Here is a 23228-nt window from a genome sequence, read left to right as displayed (position 1 = left end):
ATGCTCGCGCTGGTCGGGGCGCACCTGGCGCTGGTGTGGTACCAGAAGCACACCCAGTTCCCGGGGGTGCGCCGCAAGGAGACCAACGTCGTCGGCGTCCGGATCATGCCGTACTTCGCCCTCAAGGGCGGCGCGTTCTTCGTGATCGTGCTGGGTGTGCTGGCCCTGATGTCCGGCCTGCTCCAGATCAATCCCGTGTGGAACTTCGGGCCGTACAACCCTTCCCAGGTCTCGGCCGGGTCCCAGCCGGACTGGTACATGGGCTGGGCCGACGGAATCCTGCGGATCTGGCCGGCCTGGGAGCTCTACCTCGGCAACCACACCGTGCCGCCGGTCTTCTTCGCCGGCGCCATCGGCATCGCCGTGCTGGTGACGCTCCTGCTGAGCTATCCCTTCATCGAACGGAAGCTCACGGGCGACCACGCGCACCACAACCTGCTGCAGCGGCCGCGTGACGTCCCGGTCCGCACCTCCATCGGCGCGATGGCCATCACGTTCTTCCTCGTGCTCACGCTGTCGAGCTTCAACGACATCCTCGCCGTCCAGTTCGACGTCTCGCTCAACGCCCTGACCTGGGCCGGGCGGATCGGCCTGCTCGTCGGCCCGCCGGTCGCGTACTTCGTCACCTACCGGCTCTGCGTGGGCCTGCAGCGGGCCGACCGCGAGGTGCTGGAGCACGGCGTCGAGACGGGCATCATCAAGCGCCTGCCCCACGGTGAGTTCATCGAGATCCACCAGCCACTCGGCGGCGTCGACAGCCACGGCCACCCGGTCCCGCTCGAATACCAGGGCGCGTCCGTGCCGAAGAAGATGAACAAGCTGGGCACCGCCGGCCACGCGGTCCCGGGTTCCCTGCTGCGCCCGGACCCGGACGACGAAACCCGTGCGCTGCAACGAGAGCGCCGGTGACCGCGTCGGCCGGCCGACCACCTCGAGCACCACCGGCCACACCGTCCCGGGTCCCCTGCTGCGCCCGGAACCCGACCACCAAACCCTTGCGCTGCAACGAAACCACCGGTGACCGCGAGACCGGTCAGCTGCCGAAGGCGCCCAGCGCGCCGGTGAACGACGGCGGGAGCGGCTCGCCCACCGTCGGCAGCCCGCGCCAGCCCGGGCCCGCCGGGCGCACCGGGACGCCGTCGGCACTCAAACGCGTAGGAACCGCACGTCCGCCGATTCGAGCACTACCCGGCCACACCGTCCCGGGTCCCCTGCTGCGCCCGGAACCCGACCACGAACCCTTGCGCTGCAACGAAACCACCGGTGACCGCGAGACCAATCAACTGCCGAAGGCGCCCAGCGCGCCGGTGAACGACGGCGGGAGCGGCTCGCCCACCGTCGGCAGCCCGCGCCAGCCCGGGCCCGCCGGGCGCACCGGGACGCCGTCGGCACTCAGGACGCGCAGGAACCGGACGTCGGCCGACTGCGCGGTCATCGACCACACCACTACGTCGCGCGGGGCGAACCGGGCGGACATCGCCCGCAGGACGTCGACCGAAACCGGGCCGCTCAGGAACGCGGCCGCCGCGCCGTCGTCGCTCAGCGCCGCGCTGAGCATCTTGACCGGCAGCTCGTGCCGCTCGGTCGGGCCGCAGACGAACAGCACCGGCGCCGAACCCGGACGGGCGACCGCCGGGGCCGCGTACCGGTCGATCGCCGCGGAGGCCGTGGTGGCCAGCGCCCATTCGGCGACCATCGCGTTGCGATCGTCGTGCTCGGCCCAGCGTTCGCCGATGGCGCGCAGCACCGGCGCGACGACCTCGGTCCACGTCTTGGCCACGCCCAGGCTGGTGAAGGCGTCGTCGACCAGTGCGCCGATCGTGGGCAGGTCGAAGGACTCCGCGGCTTCGGCGAGCCGCTCCCGGCGCCGCCGGACGGTCGTCTCGGCGGCCGACCGCGACAGCACGAGCCGGGCCGCGTCGCGCGCGCTGGTCCCCTGCGCCTGCAGCGCCCGCATCCGGCGCAGCCGCTCGACGTCCTCCGGGGTGTACCGGCGGCGGTTGTTGCCCTCCCGCTGGGCGGCGCCGATCCCGTAGCGCTTCTCCCACGTCCGCAGGGTCACCTGGGACACCCCGAGCGCCCGCGCCACCTCACTCGAGCCGAGCGAACGTGCTTCGGACGTATCGGTCACGTCATCTCCCGGTGTTCGCGTGCCACAGCATACCGTTGCATCGCGGCTGCATCGCGGAACGAAGGGGCTACGGCTCACGGCTCCGGCGCGGTCATGGCCCAGCGCACCGCCTTGACCAGGGCGCCGGCCGCCAGCCGGACGGCCGTGGCCTCCGCCACCGGCAGGTAGGGCAGGCGCAGCGGAGCCCGGGTCCACACCGGCAGCATCGCGACCGCGGACGCCGCGAGCACGGCGTACGGAACCCTGGCGGGCCAGGGAATCGGCGGGGTGACGAGCAGGAACCGGGCCGCCTGTCGCGCGTCCTGGCCACCCCGCAGCTCCGGCCGGTACGCGGCCAGCGCCCGGTCGAGCTCGGCCCGCGTCCGTGGTGGCTCGAGGACGCCGAGCTTTTCGGCGACCAGCGCGGTCTCCGCGACGTAGCGGTCGCAGCCCGCCTCGTCGAGCGGATGGGCGCCGTAACGCTGGTGGGCCCGCAGGAACGAGTCCGTTTCCGCGACGTGCACCCACTTCAGCAGGTGCGGGTCATCGGCCCGGTAGGGCTGCCCGTCCTCGGTGGTGCCGCGCACGCGCCGGTGCACGCCCCGCACGACCGAAACAGCTCGCTCGGCGTCCTCGGCGGTGCCGAACGTCGTCACGGCGAGGAACGTGCTGGTGCGCTGCAGTCGCCCCCACGGGTCGCCCCGGTACCCCGAATGGGCGGCCACGGCGGCCATCGCCGACGGGTGCAGCGACTGCAGCAGCAGCGCGCGCAGCCCGCCGACGAACATCGCCGTGTCGCCGTGCACCCGGCGGATCGCGCTGTCGGGGGCGAACCAGCGCGGTCCGGGCGTGTGGTGGATCCGGTCCCGGTTGCGTGGCCCGTCCGGGCCGGCCACCCGCGCGAAGAGCGCGTCCCGAGCCCGTCCCCGTACCTGCGCGACGCTTGTCATCGGCCCCGATCTCCGTCCTGCCGAACCGCAACTTCGATGCAACTGCGATGCAGATTCAGCTCGCTGTCGACATTCCCATCTCGCCCGAGCGACCTTTCCCCACCCAGCCTACCTGCCGAAACTCGGCCATCACGCCGATCTGACGGGGACTCCGCAGTGGATCACCGCCCGCCGGGCGCGGGCGACCGCCGGAGCTTCCGCCTAGATTTGCATCGTCCTTGGATCGACGGCCGGAAGGTGACCCATGGCCGAGAGCAAGCTGCGCGCCGCCTCGCGCGGGCCACGCCCGGCGAGCAGCCGCCGCGCCGCCGCCCGGGTTCGATGAGCCGTCGCGAGCACGGCGGCCATGGCGCCGGTGACCGCCTGCGGGGTCAGGCCGTGCGGGTCGAGCACCCGGCCGGCCGGGATGCGCTCCAGGTCGTGGGCGACGGCGAACTGGTCGCTGGAAAACGGCAACGCGAGCGCCGGGACGCCCGCCGCGAGGCACTCGGTGAAGGTGTTGTTGCCGCCGTGGTGCACGACGGCGGCGGCGCGGGTCAGCAGCGCCCGCTGGGGCACCTGGTCTTCGACCTCGACCCGGTCGTGCTCGGTGAAAGCCGCCCGCACCGCTGTGGCGCGGTCCCCGGCCGCCACCAGGACCGCGACGTCGGGGATCCGGAGGAGGCCGGTCACGACGGTGCGGAGCACGTCGTCGCGGGCCGACAGGAACGTGCCGAAGGAAACCAGCACGAGCCGGCGCCGCCCGCCGCCGGTCAACCGGTCGATCCGCCCCTCCCAGCCGTCGGTCAAGCGGGTCTGCCCGACGTCACTGCAGTGCCCGGCGAACCGCAGCGCCGGTCCACGCGGCAGGTCCGGCAGCCACGGCAGCTCGGGGTAGTTGAACAGCACCGCCTCCGCGGACGTCAGGCCGAACGCGCTGGGCGGCGCCGGCCGGGCCGGGGCGTGCTCGGCCAGGAACGCCGTGAACAGCTCGGTGAACAGCCGGTCGTTGGCCTCCGCTTCGGCGCGGAGGCGAGCCAGCTCCCCGGCACCGGGACGGATCGCGTCCGGCCAGTACGGCGGCAGCCCGAAGAAGCGCCCGGGACCTTCCAGGACGTAGCCGGGGTGACCGGGGCAGTAGGCCGCCCAGCGGCGGCCGAGGGCGTGGAGCGCCAGGGTGACGGCGTAGGCCAGCTGGTCGACGAGGTACCAGTCCGGCCGGAACCGGTCGTCGAACTCCCGCACCGAAGCCAGCACCGCGGCGGGATCGGGCAGCATGTCGGCCCGCCGGTGCCGGGCCTGGGCGAGCAGCGCCGGGATCGCGCCCGCCCGCGTCGCGTCGAGGAATTCGGTCAGTCGGGCCGCGCCGGCGGCTTCCTGCCGGGTCCGCTCGGCGATGCCGGTGTTGGCGTTGTCCCCGAACGCGAGCACGCCGAAGGGCAGCCTGTGCTCCTCGGCCAGGCCCGCGAACGCCGGCGCGCACGCGAAGGTCACGTCGGCGCCTTCGGCCGCGAGCGCGGCGCCGACCGTCGCGAGTGGACGCGCGTGCGACGCGAACGGCGGGCTCACCACCGCGATCCGCGGTCCGGTGGATGCGTTCATCCACACCTCCTTCTCCGTCCCCACCGACCCTACGGCCTGAGCACGGGAGCCCAGCTGTGACGATTTCGGCGACGACGACCACCACGCACCCCGCCGACGCGGTGGCCCGGCTGCGCGCGCTCGGCCCCGGGGCTTCCCCGGACCGGATCGACGACGTCCGCTCCGCCTTCCACCCGTCGTTCGCCGTCCCGGCGCTGATCGAGTACGCCGGTGTCCCTCCGGTGCGGCACGACCCGGACTCCGTGTTGGCCGCCCTGCGCGCACTCGCTCGCGCACCGGTCGCCCCGGCGCCCGCCGAAGTCCTGGCGGCCACCCCGGAAACCGGCGACGAGCCGATCGACTCCCTCGCGACGGCGGTCGCCATGGACGTCTTCGGTGACGCTGTCGCCGCACACGGTGCGGCGGCCGCCGCGGGGGCGATCGGCGCGGCGTCGGCCGGTGCGTCACCGCGCCGCCGGATCCTGCTGCTGGACCTCGCCGAACGCCACGCACTCCGCTGTTTCCCGGTGCCGGACGTGATCGCCGGCATCGACGGTGACCGCGGCCACCGGCACGCGGCGTTGCGCTACTTGTCCCAGTGCGCCGGAGACCCGCGGGCAGCCGAAGCCATCGCGTCGGTCCGCGAGCGAACCGACGACCCCTACGACCGCGTCCTGGCTTCGATCTGCCTGGCCCGGCTGGCCGGCGTCCCCGACGGCGCTCCCTTGTGGACGGTCCCGCCGCCGGACCGGCCGGGGCTGACCGTGGCCCAGTCGATGCTGCTGGGCTCGTTCGACCACCCGGGCGCCGGCGCCAGCGGCGGGCTGACGGTCCTGCTGCGGCACCTCGGGCACGCCCTCCCCCGCCGGCCCGGGATCGCCCGGGTGGTGACGCTGACCCTGCTGGGCCGGGACGGCCTGGCCGAGGGGCCCGCGTTGGCCGAGCCCGACGGGACCGGGCACGTGGTGCTGCGGCTCCCGGTGGACGCGGCGGGAGCGCCGGCCCAGATCGACCTCTCCCGGCACCGCGCGGCGATCACGTTCCTGGCCCGGCAGCTGCTGTGGCTTTCGGGCTGCACGCCGGACGTCGTCCACGTGCGGTACTCCGACGACGGAACCGCCGCGATCGCCCAGGCCGCCCGCGCCCTCGGCGCCCGCACCGTGTTCACCCTCACCGCCGACCCGCACCGCTCGCTCGCCGAGCGGCACGCCGCCGCCGGTCCCGCTGATCCCGCCGCCGCCCGGTTCGACCTGCACCGGATGTACACCGCCGACCGGCTGGTCGCGACCGTGGACACCCTGCTGGGGTTGCCCGGCCGTCCCGAAGGCGAGCTCTCCGGGTACTTCCCGCGGCTGCGGGGACGGGAACCGGAATCCGTCGCCGAAGGGATCCCCCTGCTGCCCCGCGTGCCCACGGCCGAAGCCCGCCAGCAGCGGCTCGCCGAGTCCCTGTTCGCCCCGTCCCCCGGCCTGCCTCGGCTGGGCGACGCCGCCCGCGGCCTGCCGATCGTCCTGTGCGTGGGCCGGCTGCATCCGGTCAAGCAGCAGGACCTGCTGGTCGAGGCGTGGCTCACGCGCGGCCTGCACCGGCAGGCCGCGCTCGTGCTCGTCGGCGGTGACCCGGCGGCCCCGACCGCGGAGGAAACCCACGTCCTCGGCCGGATCCTGGCCCTGTCCGAAGAACACCCCGAAGCGGCGGGACGGCTGGCGGTGCTGCCCGCACTCGGCAACGACGACGTCCGCCTGCTCGAACACGGCCTCACCCGGTGGCTCCCGGCCCCGACTCCCCACCTCTACGTGTGCCCGAGCCGGAAGGAGGAGTTCGGCATCGCCGTGCTCGAAGCGATGGACGCGGGCCTGCTGGTGCTCGGCCCGCGCCGCGGCGGCCTCGGCCACTACGTCGAGCACGGCCACAACGGGATGCTGGCCGACACCGGGACGCTGAGCCGCTTCGCCGACGGGCTGGCCGCGTTCGTGCGCGCCGCGGCCGGCGATCCCGTCCGGGCGCGGGCCGCCGCGGCCGCCGGCCGCGCCACCGTGGCCCGGCGGTTCGGCATCGACCGGGTCGCCGGGCGCTTCGCCGACGTCTACCAGCACAGCGTCGCCACGCCCCGGGCGAGGCAACCGTGAGCCCGGCCCGGCCCGCCAGGCGCGCTCACCCGGCTCGGCCTAGCGTGCCGGGCATGTCGTCCGCCACGCCGTCGCCGGCCACCGTCGCGCTGAGCTGCACCGTCCTGGGCGGGACCGGGTTCGTCGGAACGGCGCTGGTGACCGACCTCGCCGCCGCGGGACACCGCGTCCGCGTCCTCAGCCGCGGCCGGGAGCACCCCTTCCCCGCGGGGGTCTCGACGGTCCGCGGAGACGCGGCGGACAGCGCCGCGCTCGAAGCCGCCGTGCGGGGCGCGGACGTGGTCTTCCACCTGGTCCATTCCCTGCGCGAACCGGACTTCGCCGAGCGGGACCGCGCCATCGCCGGGCGCCTCGTCGCGCTGAGCGCGGCCGCCGGGGTCCGGCAGATCGTCTACCTCGGCGGCCCGCGCCCGGGTGCGGCGACGTCGCCGCACCTGGCGTCCCGCTCCGAGGTCGCCGACATCCTGCTCGCCGGGCCGGTCCCGGCCGTGGCGCTGCAGGCGTCGATGATCCTCGGCCGCGGGTCGGCCGGGCTCGAACTGCTCGCCCGGACGGCGCGGCTGCCGATCCGGCCCCGGCCGGGCTGGACCGCCCGCCGCAGCTGGCCGGTCGCGCTCGCGGACGTCCGGCACTACCTGCGCGCGGCCGCCGCTGCCGCGCCGGTGCGCGGCCGGCTCGACGTGAGCGGTCCCGAACTGATCAGCTACGACGACCTCGTGCGCCGCTGCGCCCGGGTCCTGCGCCGGCCGGGTGCTCTCGCCCTGCCGGCCCCACTCTGGTCGCACGCGGCCGCCGCGCTGGTCGCCGGCCTCGCCTCACCCGTGCCCGCGTCGGTGGCGGCGCCGTTGTTCGCGTCCCTCGACCACGACCTGCTCCCCGTCGACGTCCCCGTGGAGACCGTCCTGCCCGCGCCGCCCGGCGGCCCGGCGAGCCTCGACAACGCGCTGCGCGCCGCGCTCGGCGCCCCGGCCGCGACCGCGCCGTCGGGGCGGTCGTACCTCGGCGAGCACACGGTGCGGACCGACGCCGCCCCCGACCGCGTGTGGCGGGCCATCACCCGCCTCGGCGGCGAGCACGGCCGGTTCGCCCCGGCACCGGCCTGGGCGCTGCGCGGGTTGCTGGACCACGCGCTGGGCGGCGTCGGGCTCTACCGCGGCCGGCCCGATTCCCCGCGGCCTGGCGACGTCATCGACTCCTGGACCGTCCGGCACCGCGACGACGCCGCCCGGGAACTGGTCCTGGGGGCCGACATGCGCCTGCCCGGCGACGCGGAGCTGACCTTGCGCGCCCAGCCCGTGGCGACCGGGACGAGCCTGCGGCAGCAGGTCCGGTTCACCCCGTCCGGACCACTCGGGGACGCCTACTGGCACGTGCAGAAACCGCTGCACGACCTGGTTTTCGCGGTGCTGGCTCGCTCGATCGTGCGGGAGGCGGGCCGCTCGGAGCGATGAACCGCTTGCTCCGTCACGAAATCGCCGCCACGCACCGGCAGGCCCCGGCCGCGTGGTGGACCCGGACCGGGTCGGCCGGGGAGAACTCCTCCCGGGCCTCGCCGCCGAAACCTATCCTGATCACGTCGGGCGAAGGCACGTCGAGCACCGTTCCACGGCGGACCCGGCGGCGCCCGTTCGCGGGGTCGGGCGCGCCGAACACGAGCACGCGGTCGCCCGGGGCGAAGTGGTTCCAGTACCCGCCCTCGAGCGTGCGCCAGGCGACCGCGAACGCGTGCTGGACCGCCGTGAAGTCCGCTCCCAGCGCCACCGCCAGCCGCAGCAGGACGGTCTTCGGCGGGGGTGCGACCGGATGACCGATCTCCTCCGGCGTGACCCACGACTGCAGGTACAGCGCGGGCATCCGCGCGCGGTCGGAGATCGACTGCACCGACCACCCCGGCCGGTGGCACTCGAAGAGCTCGGCGACGCGCGACTCGGACTTCACGACTCCTCCTGAAAACCCGGCGGGGGTGACCGCGCGGAAACGCGCCGGACCGTCGTGGTTCACGGTCGGCTGATCGTCGACCAGAACCTCGTCAGCATCGAGGCACCACGGGCCGGATCCTCGGTCATCCACCAGTGGCCCAGCCCGTCGAGGACCGCGACCCCGGCCCCCGCGCGGGCCGCCGCCCGGCGGCGTTGCTCCTCCGTGCCGACGACGTGGTCCGCCGTCGCCAGCACGGCCAGGCCCGGGCGAGCCGCCGCACGCTCCAGCTCGAGCCCGAGACCGGGCGCGCCCGCTTCGGCGGCCGACCGGTACAGGGCGAGCACCGCGCGGCCCATCTCCTCGCCCTGGCCCGTTGCCACCCGGGCCGCGACCTGGCGGGCCATCCCCCGCCCCGCCAAGGTTTCCGTGCGTTCCGCGACCGTGCCGCCGAACCGGGCCGCGACGTCGGCCTCACCGATGCCGGGTGTCTGCCAGCGGCGGGCCAGCTCGTGCCACTCGTAGCCGGGGTCGTAGATTCCGAGCACGTCGCTGACCCAGCTGCGCACCAGGTCCGGGCGGCTCAGCACCACGTTCACCACGTGCCCGCCGCCGACGTCGTGGCCGACCAGGTCCACCGGCTCGCCGAACGCCGACAGCTCCTCGACCAGCCAGTCGCGGTACTCCGCGTGCGTGGCGCCGAACCCGGCCGGCAGCGGTGCGCCGAACCCGGGTGGCGACAGGCACACCAGGTCCGAACGGGCGGTGGCCAGCTCGGCCAGCAACGGTTCCCAGACCGCCGCCGTCTCCGGGTTGCCGTGCACGAACACCGCGGGCATCAGACGGCGACCGGGCTGGTCGGCTGCAGGACCGACTCCACCAGCGCGTCACTGCGCAGGTGGGCGACCGCCTGGTAGTCGGGGTCGCGGATCATGGCGGCGAACGCCCGCCGATCCGGGTAACGGACCAGCACCACCATGTCCCAGGCCTGCCCGTCCTCGGCGACCAGCGCTCGCCCGCCGTCGCCCAGGTATTCCAGGCTCAGGCCGTAGCGGGCGTTGATCGACTGGCCGAGTGCCTCCGCGTAGCGCTGGTAGCTTTCGCGGCCGCCGTCCGGGCGGAACCGCAGCAGGTTGAGCATCACGACCGGGCCGCCCGGGTCGTCGGCGAGCAGGGCGTCGAGGGCGCGGTCGTCGATTTCGATCATCAGGAACCTCCTGGTTCGGAGCACCACTCAAACATACTTGTTGGCCACCACGCAAGTTAGTTTGGTAGACTCCGGTCATGCCGACGAGCACCCGCCGCACCCAGCAGGAACGCCGCGACCAGGCCGAAGCCGCCCTCCTGGCCGCGGCCGCCGAACTGGTCGTCGAGCAGGGAGTGCGCTCGCTGACGCTGGCCCGGGTCGGGGAACGCGCCGGGTACAGCCGCGGCATCGTCACCCACCACTTCGGCGCCAAACAGACGCTGGTCGAACGGCTCGCCCGCGCCACCCAAGCCGGATTCGTGCCGGGTCTCGGCGGCCTGGCCCCCGGACTCGACCGCCTGCTGCGGCTGCTCGACGGCTACCTGGGCGAACTGGGCTCGCTCGGCGTGTTCAACCAGGCTTTCCTGTTGCTGTGGGCGGAAGCCGCGACGCAGCCCGAGCTGACCCCGATCTTCCGCGAGCGGGACGAGGCCTTCCGCGCCGACCTGCGCGAAGACGTCGAGGCGGGCATCGCGGACGGCACCATCAACCCCGAAGCCAGTGCCGGCGACGTCGCGGTGGCCGTCGTCGGGCAGCTCCGCGGGATCGCGCTGCAACGGCTGCTCGATCCGGAGAGCGTCGACACCGAACAGCTGCGCCGCAGCGTCACCGGATTCTGGCACCGGGCCCTTCGCGCGCCGGCCACCTGACAGCCCTTCACCGCGTGGCCCGTACCCGTCGCCGGCATCGTCCTCATCGGAGGCTCGACACGGCTACGAAACGCTTCCCGGCCGGCTGCGCACGGACAACGGACCGCGCCGGACCACCGTCCCCCGCGCGGCCAGGGCGAGGCACAGCAACGCCAGTCCCGCGACGAGCAGCAGGGCGTGGTGGTGCCCGGGCGCGGCGAGCGCCGGCACGACCGGCACCGCGGCGATCGGCCACGGCCAGATCGCCCGCCAGGAGTGACTGCTGCCGCCGAGGACGAGGGCCGACCCGACCAGGAACAGGACGACCCCGGCGGCCAGGATCCAGCCGGCGGCCGACGGGAGCGCCGCCTCCGGGTGCAGCACGAGCTCCTCGACGCCGACCCCGGCCAGCACGATGCCCAGGGCGAGCGGCAGGTGGCCGTAGACGAACAGGTCGTGGCGTTCGTCGGCGGGCGCGCCGTCCCGGGTTTCGTCGTCGCGCCGGCGCAACGCCGCGGCACCGACGGCGGCCGCGGTGTCGAAGTAGATCCACCACATCGCGGCGGCGATGACGAATCCGGCGAGGCCGACGGCGACCGCGGCCGGACTCCACCCGGCGTCGCGCACGCCGATGGCCGCACCGCCCACGGCCTCCCCGAGGACCAGGATCACGAAGAGCCCGAACCGCTCCGGGAGGTGCTCCAGGTGCAGCGGGAGGTGGTTGTCGCGCCACGTCGCGACGACCGGGCCGACGGCGTCGACGGCGACCGCCGCGCCCCACAGCCAGAACCGGGCCGGTCCCCCGGCGGCCAGTGACACGGCCCACAGGACCGAGCTCAGCCCGAGGGTGGCGAGGTAGACGCCGATGGTGCTCCGGGCGTCGGGGACGTGCCGCCACGCCCGGGCGTGGAGCACCAGCAGGATCACCCGGCCGGCGAGGAAGCACACCGCGAACGCCGTGGAGAAGGACGAAGTCGCGGCCGCGGCGCTCGCGGCGCACCCCGCGATGGACAGCGTCGCCGCGAGTTTGCCGATCCGGAACAGGACGTCGTCGGTGTCGAACCGGTTGGCGTAGAGGGTGAAACCCACCCAGGACATCCAGACGGCGACGAACAGCGCGACGAACGTGCCGAGCCCGGACCACGTCAGGTGCTTGAGGAAAGCGACCGCGAGCTCGTTCACGACCAGGACGTAGGCGAGGTCGAAGAACAGCTCGAGGTTGCTCGCCGACGCCTCCTGGCCGGTCCGCAACGCCGGCGGCCGGACCATCGGCTCGCGTTCGGTGTCCGCACTCACGAGCACCTCCTGTCCTCGGGGCGGGGTCGTCCCGGGCTACCCGCCCTCGCGACGGCGAACCCTCCTTCCCGGAACCGAGTAGCGGCCTGCACATTGGGTAACCAGCGAATCCAAGGACCCAGGGAGGCCGAACCATGCCCGACCCCGAAAACCGGCTGCCCGAGGAGAACTCACACGACGGGGGCACCTTCGCCGACGCGGAAGCCGCCGCGGCCGAGCTCAGCACCACGGACCAGCCGCTGGGAGCCACGGGAAAACCGCTCAACCGCCGTTCGCCGTTCCTGATCGGCATGGCCGGCGCCGCCGGCGTCGCCGTGATCTACGCGCTCGTGCAGATCATCGCCGGCCTGCAGGACGTCCTGGTCCTCATCGGGCTCGCGCTCTTCCTCGCCATCGGCCTCGAGCCCGCCGTCGCCTGGCTGACCCGGCACCGCTTCCCCCGCTGGCTCGCCGTCACCACCGTCTTCGTCGTCGGCCTGCTCGCCATCGGCGGGTTCCTCACCGCGGCGATCCCCGTCCTGGTCGAGCAGGCCACGCAGTTCGTCTCCAAGGCGCCCGGCTACCTCCACGACGCCCAGAACCACAACACCGCCCTCGGCCAGCTGAACGAACGGTTTCACCTGCAACAGCAGCTGGAAAGCCTCGTCAGCGGTCCCGGCATCGGCAGCGGGCTGCTCGGTGCCGGCCAAGCCGTGTTCAGCGCCCTGACGAACGTGCTGCTGCTGGCCGTCCTGACCGTCTACTTCCTCGTCGACCTCCCCCGCATCCGCGCCGGCGGCTACCGGCTGATCCCGCACTCCCGGCGCCCGCGGGCGATCCTCATCGGCGACGAGATCTTCACCAAGGTCGGCGGCTACGTCCTTGGCAACCTGGCCATCTCGGTCATCGCCGGGGTGCTGACGCTGGTCTGGCTGCTGATCTTCGGCGTCCCCTACGCCGCCCTGCTGGCGATCGCCGTCGCGATCCTCGACCTCATCCCGGTGGTCGGGTCCGTCGTCGGCGGCGTGCTGGTCAGCCTGGTCGCGCTCACCGTGTCGCTGCCCGTCTGCCTGGGCACCGTCGGCTTCTTCATCGGCTACCGGCTGGTGGAGGACTACGTCCTGGTGCCCCGGATCATCGGCGGCGCCGTCAAGGTTCCCGCGCTGGTGACGGTCGTCGCCGTCATCCTCGGTGGCGCACTGCTCGGTATCGTCGGCGCACTGGTCGCGATCCCGGTCGCCGCCGCGCTGCTGCTGCTCGTCCGGGAAGTCCTCTACCCGCACCTCGACCGCACCTGACCGGAAGGACGGCCACTTTGCGCACGTTCACCTGCCCGCACTGCGAGAACCTGCTGTTCTTCGAGAACTCGGCCTGCGTGGTGTGCGGCACCGAGGTCGCCTACGACCGCGCGACCCGGTCGATGCTCCGCGCGGCCGACGGCGAGCGCTGCGCCAACGCCGAACTCGCCGGGTGCAACTGGCTCGCCGCCGACGGCCCGCTGTGCGGCTGCTGCGCGCTCACCCGGACCCGCCCCGCCGACGAGGACGCCGGCGCCCTCGAAGCCTTCGGCGCCGCGGAAGCCGCCAAACGGCGGCTGGTCTACCAGCTCGACGACCTCGGTCTCCCCGTGACGCCGCGGACCGCCGATCCCGGGCACGGCTTGGCGTTCGACCTGCTGTCCAGTACCGATCAGCCGGTCACCACCGGGCACGCGAGCGGCGTGATCACCATCGACCTGGCCGAAGGGGACGACGGGTTCCGCGAAGGCCTGCGCGCGCGGCTGGACGAGCCGTACCGCACCCTCCTCGGCCACTTCCGCCACGAAATCGGCCACTGGTACTGGGACCGGCTCGTCGCCGGCGCGCCCGAGGCGTTCCGGAGCCTGTTCGGCGACGAGCGGGCGGACTACCAGCAGGCGCTGGAAAACCACTACGGAAGCGCTCCCGGTTCCGATTGGGCCGAGACTCACGTCAGCCACTACGCGGCCGCGCACCCCTGGGAGGACTGGGCCGAAACCTTCGCCCACCTGCTGCACATCCGCGACACCGTGCAGACCGCCGCGGCCCTCGGCGTCCTCGTCGCCGGCACGCCGATCGCGCCCCACCCCGGCAGCCGGGTGGACGCCGTCCCCGAAGACCGGACCGACGACGTCGACGAACTGATCGCGACCTGGATCCCGCTCTCGCGCGCCCTCAACCAGCTCAACCGCAGCATGGGCAAGGACGACCTCTACCCGTTCGCCCTGGCCCCGGCGGTCCAGGAGAAGCTCCGGTTCGTCGGCGCGATCGTCACCGCGAACCGGACTTGACCGGGACGAACCGGAGCACCTCCGCCATGCCGAACACCTCGGTCAGGCCCAGGCGCCCGAGGGTTCGCCGGACCAGCGGTGACGACACCAGGGACAGCTCGATCGACGCTTCCCGGCAGTGCCGTTCCAGGCCGAGCAGCACCGCGATGCCGCGCACGGACAGAAAACCCACCCCGCTCAGATCGACGAGCACCTGGTGGAGCGGCGTGCGGCAGAGTGCGTTCAGTTCGTCGGCCAGCCGGGGCGCGGTGACCAGGTCGACGACTCCGCAGACCGTCACGATCGCCGCACCGGGGCGCGGATGACGGGTTTTGACGTCCAGTGGCGACCATCCGCCGGTGTCGGCCACGGTGAAGGAACGAGCCATCACGGCTCCCCACGCTCGAAATCCGAGGCTGTCGGCGGGCGGGGTCCAGGCCAGACGAAACCCTGACATGACTGTGTGCTCAAGCACGTGGGGCCACCATAGCTTCGCCGTCCGCCCGGATCAACCGGTCGCCGCCCCGGTCGTGTCCGGGCCGTCGTGGCACGGCATTCGTTGCGACGACGCGGGATCGGCTTCCACGGCTGAAACCGCCGCATCGAAGGCCCGCTCGGGCCGGACGCCTGTTCGCCTCGGCGGACCGGGCGCGGCACCGCATCGTCCGATGTGGACTACTGCGCCGCGCGGAGCGGGGCGCTGACGTCGTGGAGGTGGCGCAGCACGTGGTAGTAGGTCTTGAACAACCCGCACTGGGCGTAGTCGATCCCGTGGTCCTCGCAAAACTTCCGGACCAGGGGCTGCGCGCGGCGCAGGTTGGGCCGCGGCATGCTCGGGAACAGGTGGTGCTCGATCTGGTGGTTCAGGCCGCCGAGGGTGAAGTCGACCCACGGGCCGCCGCGGACGTTGCGGCTGGTGAGCACCTGCTTGCGCAGGAAGTCGAGCTTCGTCCTGTCGGTGTAGGTGGGCATGCCCTTGTGGCCCGGCGCGAACGAACAGCCCATGTACACCCCCCAAAGCCCCTGGTGCACGGCGATGAACGCCAACGCCACCGGCGGGGACAGCACCACGAACACCGCGCCGAGGTAGCCGCCGATGTGCGTGAACAGCAGCACGGCTTCGAGCCGGCGGTGCTTGACCTCGTCGTCCCGGACCGCCTGGACGCCGGCCCAGTGCAGGCTCAGCCCTTCCAGCAGCAGCAGCGGGAAGAACAGGAACGCCTGGTACTTCGACGTCCAGCGCACGAACCCGTGCTTTTCGCCCGTCTGCCCGCGGGTGAAGGCGAGCAGCGGGATGTCGATGTCGGGGTCGTCGTCCTCGTGGTTGGGGCCGGCGTGGTGCCGGGTGTGCTTGCCCATCCACCAGCCGTAGCTCATCCCGACGAGCCCGCCCAGGGCGTAGCCCAGCCGGTCGTTGGCCCGGCCGGTGCGGAAGATCTGGTTGTGGCCGGCGTCGTGGCCGAGGAACGCGACCTGCGCGAACATCACCGCGAAGAACACGGCGGTGGCCAGCTGCCACCACGAATCACCCACCACCGCGAACGCGACGCACCCGCCGATCAACGCGAGCAGGGTGAGGCTGATTTTCCCGGCGTAGTAGGCATAACGCCGGTCAAGCAGCCCTTCCCGCCGCACGAGGCGGCCGAGTTCACCGAAGTCGTTGCGCGAGGCCGCGCGGGTGTCGAGATCGATGCGCGCAGGAGACGTAACCACAGAGGTCCTTCCCGAGTCCGGCGGCGCCGGGGGCTGGGGCGGCCATTGATTACCAGTGCCGGATTCCCGGCCCGGTCCGGTCCTAAACGACCGGACGGGCGACTAGGCCATCGCGACGAGCAGGCAGCCCATCCCGACGCTCGTGAGGATCCGGCAGGTCCCCAGGATCCGCGGTGACCGGTTCCGCTCCGCCGTGCCCTCCGCGGTGACCAGGTTCGCGCCCAGGCGGAGCGTGTCCGCCGCGAAGTAACCCGCCAGCACCCACGCGATGATCGGCACGGCCAGACCCGTCCCGACGCCCGCCATGGTGGTCATTTCGTGCATTCCGGTCATGTCCATGCCGGCCATGTCCGCCATGTCGTGGGCGGGCGGGATGCCGAACATCGAGGGCAGCGCGGGCAGCGCGACGACCATGTACAGCATGGCCGCGCCGCCGACGACGTGGTGCAGCTCCCCCGACAGGGCCCGCCGGCGCACGATGCGCCCGGCGAACCAGGCCGTGAAGCCCCCGAACAGGGCGATCCACGCCGGGGCGGGCAGGGGGTCCATCGCCGGCTCGACCAGCACCGCCATCCCGGCGCACAGCACGAGGTGCGACGCGTGGGCCGCGCCGTCGCCCCAGCCGGCGCCAGGCCCGTCCCGGCGGGAGAGCACCCACCGGCCGCCGTAGTAGACGGCCAGCAGCAGGAACCCGACGCCGAGCGCCAGGCGCAGCGCGAACGAGGCTGTCATCGCACCACCTTTCCGAGGAGAACGCGCATTGGTCGGACGGCCGCGGGGAAAAGTTCCCGGCGATCCGCGCGGCCCGGGGTTAACCTGGCTCACCCGGATGGTTACGGTGGGTGGGACTTCTCGACCGCGAGCAGGAGGCGTCCGGAAATGCCGTCGAACGATGTCGATTCGCTGAACGCCCCGGTCGGCGTCGACCCGGACCGGGCCAGCGTCGCGCGCGTCTACAACTACCTGCTCGGCGGCAAGGACAACTACGAGATCGACCGCAAGACGGCCGACCAGCTGTCCGCGGCGATGCCGGACGTGGTCGAGGTGGCCGTCGAGAACCGGCTGTTCCTCATCCGCGCGATCCGGTTCCTGGCCCACCAGACCGGGATCACGCAGTTCCTCGACTGCGGCTCCGGGCTGCCGACCGCGGAGAACGTCCACCAGGTCGCCCAGCGGTTCGACCGCTTGTCGAAGGTCGTCTACGTCGACAACGACCCGGTGGTGACCGCGCACGGGCGGGCGCTGCTCGAGGACAACGAGCTGACGCGCTACGTCGAGGGCGACATCTTCGACCCGCGCAGCATCCTCGGCCACGAGACCGTGCGCAGCCACCTCGACTGGACTCAGCCGATCGTGTTGTCGCAGGTCGCGACTCTGCACCACCACAAGGGTGACCGGCACGCGCCGGCAGAGGTCATGCGCGAGTACATCGACGCGCTCCCGCCGGGCTCGCACGTGCTCATCTCGCACCTGCTCGATCCCGAGGAACCCGCGGACAGCGACGCGGCGCGCCAGCTGTCGGACGCCGTGGCCCGCGGCTCACTGGGCGGCGCGACCTGGCGCACCCACGACGAGATCGCCGAGCTGTTCGACGGCCTCGAGCTGATCGACCCGGGCATCGTCCCGCTCTACCAGTGGTGGCCCGACGGCCCCCGCCTCAAGCCGGTCACGGTCGCCCACCGCATCATCGCCGGCGGCCTGGGCCGCAAACCCTGACCCACACCGAACGCCGACTGGCCGGGTTTGGCGGCGCTTCGCACGCTGTCCCCCGCCCCCCGCACCTCAAGCCGATCACGGTCGTACCCCACATCATCGCCGGTGACCGGCAAATCCCAACGCCGACAGCAGGGAAACCCCCACCCCCCGAGGTTGACGACGCTGACCGAACCCGTACGCGCCGTCCCCACGGGACCTCGCGACAAGCCGGTCGCCCACCACATCATCGCCGGCGGCCTCGGCCGCAAACCCTGACCCACACCGAACGCCGACTGGCCGAGGTGACGCCCGTGCGCACGCCGTCCCCACGGCCCGCGCCTCGAACCGATCGCGATCGCCCACCACATCATCGCCGGTCTGGCCCGCACTGCCTGACCCACGCCGAACGCCGGTAGCAGCGAAACCCCGCCCGGCCGAGGTTCGCGGCGCTGACGGACCCGGCCCGCGCCGTCGCCACGGCCAGGACGCAGCCCGCGTCGGCCGCCACCCGCAGGCGGTGGCGCAGCAGCCGCGGCTGCGCACCCCGGCCGCGGTGTGCCGGGAGGGTCGACGCGCCGCCGAGCACCGCCACCTCGCCGTGGACGGTCATGGCCGCGGCCGCGATCGGTGTCCCGTCCTCGACGACCAGGAACCGCCGCACCTGCGGGAGCCGGTGTTCCGCGGCGACGAACTCCGCGACCACCCCCGAAGTTTCGTACCCGGCCAGCAGCACGTCCACGAAGCCGCCGGAAGCGTCGACCACCTCCGCCGAAGGCTCGGGCCGTTCCCCGAGCCGGTGCACGGCCAGGACGCGCTCCCCCGCCCGCACCAGCCCGGCGGCCGGCGGTGCGTCGACGTCCGTCGTGAGCACGGTCGGCCGGACGCCGTCCCATTCCGGCGCGTCCAGCAGGCCGGGCACCGCGGGCCGGGTCTCCGGCGCGACCCCGGAGACCGTCGACAGGAACGCCAGCGCGGGATCGGTGGCCAGCACCGCGAGCAGCCCCTCGTGCTCCCACACCCGGAACCGGCCCGGCACCCCGGCCGCGGCGGCGGCCGCGCACGCCAGCCCGGTCCGCTGATGCAGGGCCAGCTCCGCGGCTCGGACGTCAGACATCGTCGTGGAGGTGCGCGGCCGAAGCGGCGTCGCATCCGGAAAGCGTCGTGAGCCGGGTGCGGCCTTCCCGGTCAGCGGTACCCAGCAAAATCGGCGACGGACGCAGCGGATCTTCTCGGATCTCCCCCATGCCACCAAAATAGCCGGATCCGGCCGTGACGACTCTTGCAGACTTCTGTACGTAAATTTCTGAAATCCGTTCGAGTATTGCCAGCGTTTATCCGAAAGCCTACAGTCCGTTCACCAGCAGACGTACTCGAGCAGCGTGGCGAGAGGAACTGGCATGGCGATCTCGCGCAGGACGTTCATCGGCTCGGCCGCGGCCGCTTCGGCCTGGGGAGCGCTTTCCCTCGCCGGCGCACCGGGCGCGTCGGCCGCCGGCCCGCCGGGGGACGTCGTCGGCAAGATCACCGTCGGCTACCAGGGCTGGTTCGCCTGCGCCGGCGACGGCGCGCCGATCAACGGCTGGTGGCACTGGAGCCAGGACTGGGGCCGGACGCCGTCCCCGGCGAACAACGTCATCAAGGCCTGGCCGGACATGCGTGAGTACACCCGCACGTACCAGACCGCCTACAGCAACTTCGGCAACGGCCAGCCGGCGACACTGTTCTCGTCCTACGACCAGCAGACCGTAGACACGCACTTCCTGTGGATGCAGCAGAACGGCTGCGACACCGCCGCGCTGCAGCGCTTCAACCCCAACAGCAGCGAAGGCCCGACACGCGACGCGATGGCCGCGAAGGTCCGCAGCGCCGCCGAATCGCACGGGCGCAAGTTCTACATCATGTACGACGCCACCGGCTGGGCGAACATGCAGTCGGAGATGAAGGCCGACTGGACGGCGAAGATGTCCGCGCACACGGCGTCGCCGGCCTACGCACGCCAAAATGGCAAGCCGGTCGTCTGCATCTGGGGTTTCGGGTACAACGACGGCAACCACCCGTGGGACCCGAGCACCTGCCTCGACGTCGTGAACTGGTTCAAGGGCCAGGGTTGTTACGTCATCGGCGGCGTGCCGCGGGAGTGGCGGACCAGCGACGGCGGGTCGCGGCCGGGCTTCGGCGACGTCTACCGCTCCTTCAGCATGATTTCGCCGTGGATGGTCGGCGCCGTCGGCGATGTGGCGGGCGCCGACTGGATGTACCAGAACCTGACCGTGCCCGACCAGGCCGACTGCAACGCCCACGGCATCGACTACCAGCCGTGCGTGCTGCCCGGCGACGTCTCCGGGCGGCAGCGGGCCCACGGCGACTTCATGTGGCGCCAGTTCTACAACATGGTGCGCGCCGGCGCGCAGGGCATCTACATCTCGATGTTCGACGAATACGGGGAGGGCAACCAGATCGCGAAGACGGCGGAAAACGCTTCCATGACTCCCGCCGGGTCGGGTCTGCTCGCCCTCGACGAGGACGGGACGGCGTGCTCGTCGGACTACTACCTGCGGCTGACCGCCGACGGCGGCCGCATGCTCAAGGGCCAGATCCCGCTCACGGCGACCCGCCCGACGTCACCGATCCCGAACACCGGCGGCTCGACCGACCTGGCGCGCGGCCGGGCCACGGCCGAAAGCGGCCACACGCAGAACTACGGCGCGGGCAACGCCGTCGACGGAAACCCGGACAGCTACTGGGAAAGCGTGAACAACGCGTTCCCCCAGTGGCTCCAGGTCGACCTCGGCACGGCGGCGGCGGTGACGCGGGTCGTGGTGGCGGTGCCGCCCTCGAACGCGTGGGGCGCTCGGACACAGACGCTGGCGCTGTCCGGTTCCACCGACGGCAGCACGTTCACCACCCTCGTCCCGGCGACCGGCTACGTGTTCGATCCGGCGCGGGGCAACAGCGTCACCATCACGGTCCCGGCCGGCAGCCGCCGGTTCCTGCGCCTGACCTGCACCGGCAACACGGGCTGGCCGGCCGGTCAGCTCGCCCGGTTCGAGGCCTACAGCTGAGTTCGAGTGCACCGGGGTGAATCGTCGACGTGCTCCCTGGCAGTGACGCACTCGCCCAGGAAGCCGGCCGGCGAGTGGTGGGTCGTGGACGGTGTCGAAGGCGCCGTGAACCTCCTGCACGGCCTGCCCGAGTGGGCCGTCGACAGCACGCTGGTGCGGGACAACGCCCCGGTGTACCAGCCAATCGGCGAACGGACTTTCCGGCGGTTCGGCCCGGACCTGCCCGCCGGCTGATCACCGGCCGGGCGACAGCGCGTGCGCGGCGATTTCGTCGCTGGTGGTCACCCACACGCCGGGGTGGCCGACGACGTACTCCAGCGCCTCCTCGACGTACTTGAGCCGGAACGGCTGGCCGGTGACGTACGGGTGGAGCGACAGCGCCATCACCCGTCCGCCGGCCGCCGAGTCCTCGTAGAGCTGGTCGAGCTGGTCCTTGACGATCTGGACGTAGTCCGCGCCCGTATGGCTCTTGAGGTGGAAGAGGTGCGCGTCGGCGAGTTCGAGGGTGTACGGGACGCTGAGCAGGCCGGGCACGTTCAGCGGGTACGGCTGGTCGTCGTTGGTCCAGTCGAGCACGTACCCGACACCGAGTTCGGCGAGCAGGCGCGGGGTGTCGAACGTTTCCGTCAGGCCCGGCGCCAGCCACCCGCGCGGCCGCTGCCCGGTCGTCTTCTCGATGCTGTCGAGGATCCCGGCGAGGAAGGCGCGCTCCTCGGCCCCGGCCATGCCGGCCTGCGGGATCGAGTTCGACTTCCCGTGCGCGAGCCAGGCCCAGCCGCGCTCCCGGCCCGCGGCGACGATCTGCGGGTAGCGCTCGCCGGCGTCGGAGTTCAGCAGGGCACTGGCCCGGATCCCCTGCCGGTCCAGGACGTCGATGAGCCGCCAGATGCCGACCCGGGCGCCGTAGTCGCGCCACCCGTAGTTCATCGGGTCCGGCACCAGCTTCGAGGTCGCCTCGTTGAAGCTGACCGACGGCCGGTCGACGTGGAAGTGCTCGATGTTGAGACCGGCGTAGAACGCCACCCGGGCGTCGCCGGGCCAGCGCACCGGTGGGCGGCCGACGATGGGGTCGTAGTCGAAGAGTTCGATGTCCACAACGGACTCCTAAAGGGGAAAGGGTGGTCAGCGTTCGAGCGGGACGGCGATCCGGCCGCCGTAGCGCCGCTGCTCCGCCTCGTCGAGCATCGCCGCGGCCACCGTGGCCCGGCTGACGCGCGCGGGGAAGAGCCGCTGGGGCGCGTCGTCGAGGGAGACCGTGCGCCGGGCCGGGCTGAGGGGGCCGTCCGACAGCGGGCCGGCGTGGAAGACCGCGCCGCCGCCGGCGCGCACCGTCGTGTCCGCGGTGGTGCGGTCCTCCATCTCGTTCTTCATGAAGGTCTTCAGCAGGCCTCGGGTGAGCGCTCCGGCGTACGGCGCCGAGCCGCCGGTGCCGAAGGCGGCGAGCCAGACGACGAAGTCCGGTCCGGCGTCGACGGCCGCGCGGGCGCCCGCGGTGAGCACGCCGGGCGCTTCCTTGCCGGTGATCCCGAGCCCGGACACGACGACCTGCGCGCCTTTCAGGGCCCGGCCGATGGAGTCCGGGTCGAGGACGTCACCGGCCACGCGTATCAGGCGATCGGACGGTGGCAGGGTGATCCGGTCCGGGGTGCGCGCGACCGCGGTCACGCGGTGGCCCCGCTCCAGCGCCTGGCGGACGAGTTCGGTTCCGGTCGCGCCGGTGGCGCCCAGTACGGTGATTTCCATGGCCGTCTCCGGATTTCTTCAGTCTACAGTGGACAGCGTGGCGAGGGCTGCGGCCTGCAGGGCGGGCGCGGTGGCGAGGATGCCGTCGCTGCCGGGCCGCCACGGCGCGCCGGCGAGGTCGGTCACGAGGCCGCCGGCCTCGGTGACGAGCAGCGCGCCGGCGGCGACCCCGGGCAGCGTCGGCCGGTACTGCCAGAAGAGGTCGGCGTGCCCGGCGGCGACAAGCAGCAGCGGGAACGTCGACGGCACGGTCGCGCGGACCAGCAGCGCGCTGCCGAGCATCGCGGTGATCGACTCGCCGATGCGCCGGTAGGTCTCGCGCTGGCCGGCCTCGGCCTGCCCGGTGGTGGCGATGGCGGCGCCGAGGTCGGTCTTGGCGGAGACCCGCAGACGCCGGCCGTCCGCGAACGCGCCGTGGCCGCGGATCGCGGTGTGCACGACGTTGCCGACCGGCTGGTGGACGGCCGTCAGCACCGGGACGCCGTCGCGGAGCAGGGTCGCGGTGACACACCACTCCGGCAGCCCGTGCACGTGGTTGACGTTGCCCTCGACCGCGTCCACCGCCCACCACTCCCCCGGCGGCAGCTCGGCGGTTTCCTGCTCTTCGGTCGGCCAGTTCGCTTCGGGCCGGGCCGCGGTGAGGGCGGCACGCAGGCCGTCGATCGAGGTCCGTTCGTTCTCCTCGATGGCGGCGAGCAGGCCGGCGCGGTCGGCCGGGCGCGATGCGGGGGAATAGCCGGCGAGCAGGCGGCGACCGGCGTCGCGCACCGCGGCGACGGCCGCCGTCAGCACGGCGGTGTCCTCGGTCGTGGCCTGCGGAAAAGGCGTTGTCGTGCTCATGTCTCCGACCGTAGGCAGGAATGGGTATTAATTCAAATGAATGCTTTGCACTCGTTGATTTACCCAGACGCA

24 protein-coding genes are annotated in these 23228 nt (G+C 72.9%); 9 read left to right on the top strand and 15 right to left on the bottom strand.

The window, feature by feature from the left end; translation table 11 throughout:
- A partial coding sequence (locus ACGFMK_RS36705) for a cytochrome bc complex cytochrome b subunit (protein ID WP_392773440.1) occupies positions 1-909 on the top strand: 909 nt, incomplete at its 5' end.
- A gap of 370 nt (positions 910-1279) precedes the next feature.
- On the opposite strand, the gene ACGFMK_RS36700 is transcribed toward ACGFMK_RS36705, so the two are convergent.
- From ACGFMK_RS36700 to ACGFMK_RS36690, 3 genes are all read right to left on the bottom strand, one after another.
- The gene (locus ACGFMK_RS36700) at positions 1280-2131 is read right to left on the bottom strand and encodes a MerR family transcriptional regulator (RefSeq protein ID WP_392773438.1); all 852 of its coding nucleotides are present in this window, start codon (positions 2129-2131) and stop codon (positions 1280-1282) included.
- A gap of 74 nt (positions 2132-2205) precedes the next feature.
- Positions 2206-3060, bottom strand: coding sequence for an oxygenase MpaB family protein (locus ACGFMK_RS36695; protein ID WP_392773435.1), 855 nt, complete (start codon positions 3058-3060; stop codon positions 2206-2208).
- A 201-nt stretch (positions 3061-3261) separates the two neighbouring features.
- Positions 3262-4641: a glycosyltransferase gene (locus ACGFMK_RS36690; protein WP_392773432.1), complete on the bottom strand. Its 1380-nt coding sequence runs from the start codon at positions 4639-4641 to the stop codon at positions 3262-3264.
- Positions 4642-4697: 56 nt separating this feature from the next.
- Here ACGFMK_RS36690 and ACGFMK_RS36685 point away from each other — a divergent pair, with 56 nt between their 5' ends.
- The gene (locus ACGFMK_RS36685; protein ID WP_392773429.1) at positions 4698-6749 is read left to right on the top strand and encodes a glycosyltransferase; all 2052 of its coding nucleotides are present in this window, start codon (positions 4698-4700) and stop codon (positions 6747-6749) included.
- Positions 6750-6802: 53 nt separating this feature from the next.
- On the top strand, positions 6803-8200 hold the full coding sequence (locus tag ACGFMK_RS36680) for a DUF2867 domain-containing protein (RefSeq protein WP_392773426.1): 1398 nt from the start codon (positions 6803-6805) through the stop codon (positions 8198-8200).
- Between the two features lie 13 nt (positions 8201-8213).
- Here the strand turns inward: ACGFMK_RS36680 and ACGFMK_RS36675 are convergent, their stop codons facing one another.
- From ACGFMK_RS36675 to ACGFMK_RS36665, 3 genes are read right to left on the bottom strand one after another with little or no spacing between them, the layout of a single operon-like run.
- Positions 8214-8687 (bottom strand): hypothetical protein, encoded by a 474-nt coding sequence (locus tag ACGFMK_RS36675; RefSeq protein ID WP_392773424.1) that lies wholly within the window; start codon positions 8685-8687, stop codon positions 8214-8216.
- Positions 8688-8746: 59 nt separating this feature from the next.
- Positions 8747-9505, bottom strand: a complete 759-nt coding sequence (locus ACGFMK_RS36670) for an alpha/beta fold hydrolase (protein WP_392773421.1) — start codon at positions 9503-9505, stop codon at positions 8747-8749.
- Positions 9505-9873 (bottom strand): DUF1330 domain-containing protein, encoded by a 369-nt coding sequence (locus tag ACGFMK_RS36665; protein WP_392773418.1) that lies wholly within the window; start codon positions 9871-9873, stop codon positions 9505-9507. Before ACGFMK_RS36665 ends, ACGFMK_RS36670 begins: the two co-directional genes overlap by 1 nt.
- 77 nt (positions 9874-9950) lie before the next feature.
- On the opposite strand from ACGFMK_RS36665, the gene ACGFMK_RS36660 reads away from it, so the two are divergent.
- Entirely contained in the window at positions 9951-10562 is a 612-nt protein-coding gene (locus tag ACGFMK_RS36660; protein ID WP_392773415.1) for a TetR family transcriptional regulator C-terminal domain-containing protein, read from the top strand.
- A gap of 63 nt (positions 10563-10625) precedes the next feature.
- Here the strand turns inward: ACGFMK_RS36660 and ACGFMK_RS36655 are convergent, their stop codons facing one another.
- Positions 10626-11837 (bottom strand): low temperature requirement protein A, encoded by a 1212-nt coding sequence (locus tag ACGFMK_RS36655; protein ID WP_392773413.1) that lies wholly within the window; start codon positions 11835-11837, stop codon positions 10626-10628.
- 134 nt (positions 11838-11971) lie between these two features.
- Here ACGFMK_RS36655 and ACGFMK_RS36650 point away from each other — a divergent pair, with 134 nt between their 5' ends.
- Positions 11972-13114, top strand: coding sequence for an AI-2E family transporter (locus ACGFMK_RS36650; protein WP_392773410.1), 1143 nt, complete (start codon positions 11972-11974; stop codon positions 13112-13114).
- A gap of 17 nt (positions 13115-13131) precedes the next feature.
- Entirely contained in the window at positions 13132-14124 is a 993-nt protein-coding gene (locus ACGFMK_RS36645; protein ID WP_392773408.1) for a putative zinc-binding metallopeptidase, read from the top strand.
- Here ACGFMK_RS36645 and ACGFMK_RS36640 read toward each other — a convergent pair.
- The 3 genes from ACGFMK_RS36640 to ACGFMK_RS36630 form a co-directional block, all read right to left on the bottom strand.
- Complete coding sequence (locus tag ACGFMK_RS36640; protein ID WP_392773405.1) at positions 14105-14491, bottom strand: STAS domain-containing protein; 387 nt, start codon at positions 14489-14491, stop codon at positions 14105-14107. The two genes, ACGFMK_RS36645 and ACGFMK_RS36640, sit on opposite strands and share 20 nt — an antisense overlap.
- Positions 14492-14778: 287 nt before the next feature.
- Complete coding sequence (locus tag ACGFMK_RS36635) at positions 14779-15816, bottom strand: fatty acid desaturase family protein (RefSeq protein WP_392773403.1); 1038 nt, start codon at positions 15814-15816, stop codon at positions 14779-14781.
- A 102-nt stretch (positions 15817-15918) separates the two neighbouring features.
- On the bottom strand, positions 15919-16548 hold the full coding sequence (locus ACGFMK_RS36630) for a DUF5134 domain-containing protein (protein ID WP_392773400.1): 630 nt from the start codon (positions 16546-16548) through the stop codon (positions 15919-15921).
- A 147-nt stretch (positions 16549-16695) separates the two neighbouring features.
- On the opposite strand from ACGFMK_RS36630, the gene ACGFMK_RS36625 reads away from it, so the two are divergent.
- Complete coding sequence (locus tag ACGFMK_RS36625) at positions 16696-17532, top strand: SAM-dependent methyltransferase (protein WP_392773397.1); 837 nt, start codon at positions 16696-16698, stop codon at positions 17530-17532.
- Positions 17533-17878: 346 nt separating this feature from the next.
- On the opposite strand, the gene ACGFMK_RS36620 is transcribed toward ACGFMK_RS36625, so the two are convergent.
- Together ACGFMK_RS36620 and ACGFMK_RS36615 are read right to left on the bottom strand one after the other, a co-directional pair.
- Positions 17879-18625 carry a GNAT family N-acetyltransferase gene (locus tag ACGFMK_RS36620; protein ID WP_392773394.1) on the bottom strand — a complete coding sequence of 249 codons (747 nt, stop codon included), beginning with the start codon at positions 18623-18625 and terminating at the stop codon, positions 17879-17881.
- Positions 18618-18755 (bottom strand): hypothetical protein, encoded by a 138-nt coding sequence (locus tag ACGFMK_RS36615; RefSeq protein ID WP_392773391.1) that lies wholly within the window; start codon positions 18753-18755, stop codon positions 18618-18620. The genes ACGFMK_RS36620 and ACGFMK_RS36615 overlap by 8 nt, the downstream gene beginning before the upstream one ends.
- A gap of 153 nt (positions 18756-18908) precedes the next feature.
- Between ACGFMK_RS36615 and ACGFMK_RS36610 the strand changes: the two genes are divergently transcribed.
- The gene (locus tag ACGFMK_RS36610) at positions 18909-20573 is read left to right on the top strand and encodes a discoidin domain-containing protein (RefSeq protein WP_392773388.1); all 1665 of its coding nucleotides are present in this window, start codon (positions 18909-18911) and stop codon (positions 20571-20573) included.
- 84 nt (positions 20574-20657) lie between these two features.
- A complete protein-coding gene (locus ACGFMK_RS36605; protein ID WP_392773385.1) occupies positions 20658-20807 on the top strand; it encodes a hypothetical protein in 150 nt (49 codons plus the stop codon).
- Here the strand turns inward: ACGFMK_RS36605 and ACGFMK_RS36600 are convergent, their stop codons facing one another.
- From ACGFMK_RS36600 to ACGFMK_RS36590, 3 genes are read right to left on the bottom strand one after another with little or no spacing between them, the layout of a single operon-like run.
- Positions 20808-21668 carry a polysaccharide deacetylase family protein gene (locus tag ACGFMK_RS36600; protein WP_392773382.1) on the bottom strand — a complete coding sequence of 287 codons (861 nt, stop codon included), beginning with the start codon at positions 21666-21668 and terminating at the stop codon, positions 20808-20810.
- A 27-nt stretch (positions 21669-21695) separates the two neighbouring features.
- Positions 21696-22316: an NAD(P)-dependent oxidoreductase gene (locus ACGFMK_RS36595; RefSeq protein WP_392773379.1), complete on the bottom strand. Its 621-nt coding sequence runs from the start codon at positions 22314-22316 to the stop codon at positions 21696-21698.
- Positions 22317-22334: 18 nt separating this feature from the next.
- Positions 22335-23156 (bottom strand): inositol monophosphatase family protein, encoded by an 822-nt coding sequence (locus ACGFMK_RS36590; protein ID WP_392773376.1) that lies wholly within the window; start codon positions 23154-23156, stop codon positions 22335-22337.
- Positions 23157-23228 lie beyond the last annotated feature (72 nt).

This window comes from Amycolatopsis sp. NPDC049252 (assembly GCF_043197175.1).
Classification (GTDB): domain Bacteria; phylum Actinomycetota; class Actinomycetes; order Mycobacteriales; family Pseudonocardiaceae; genus Amycolatopsis.
This window is presented reverse-complemented; position numbering and strand designations above follow the sequence as displayed.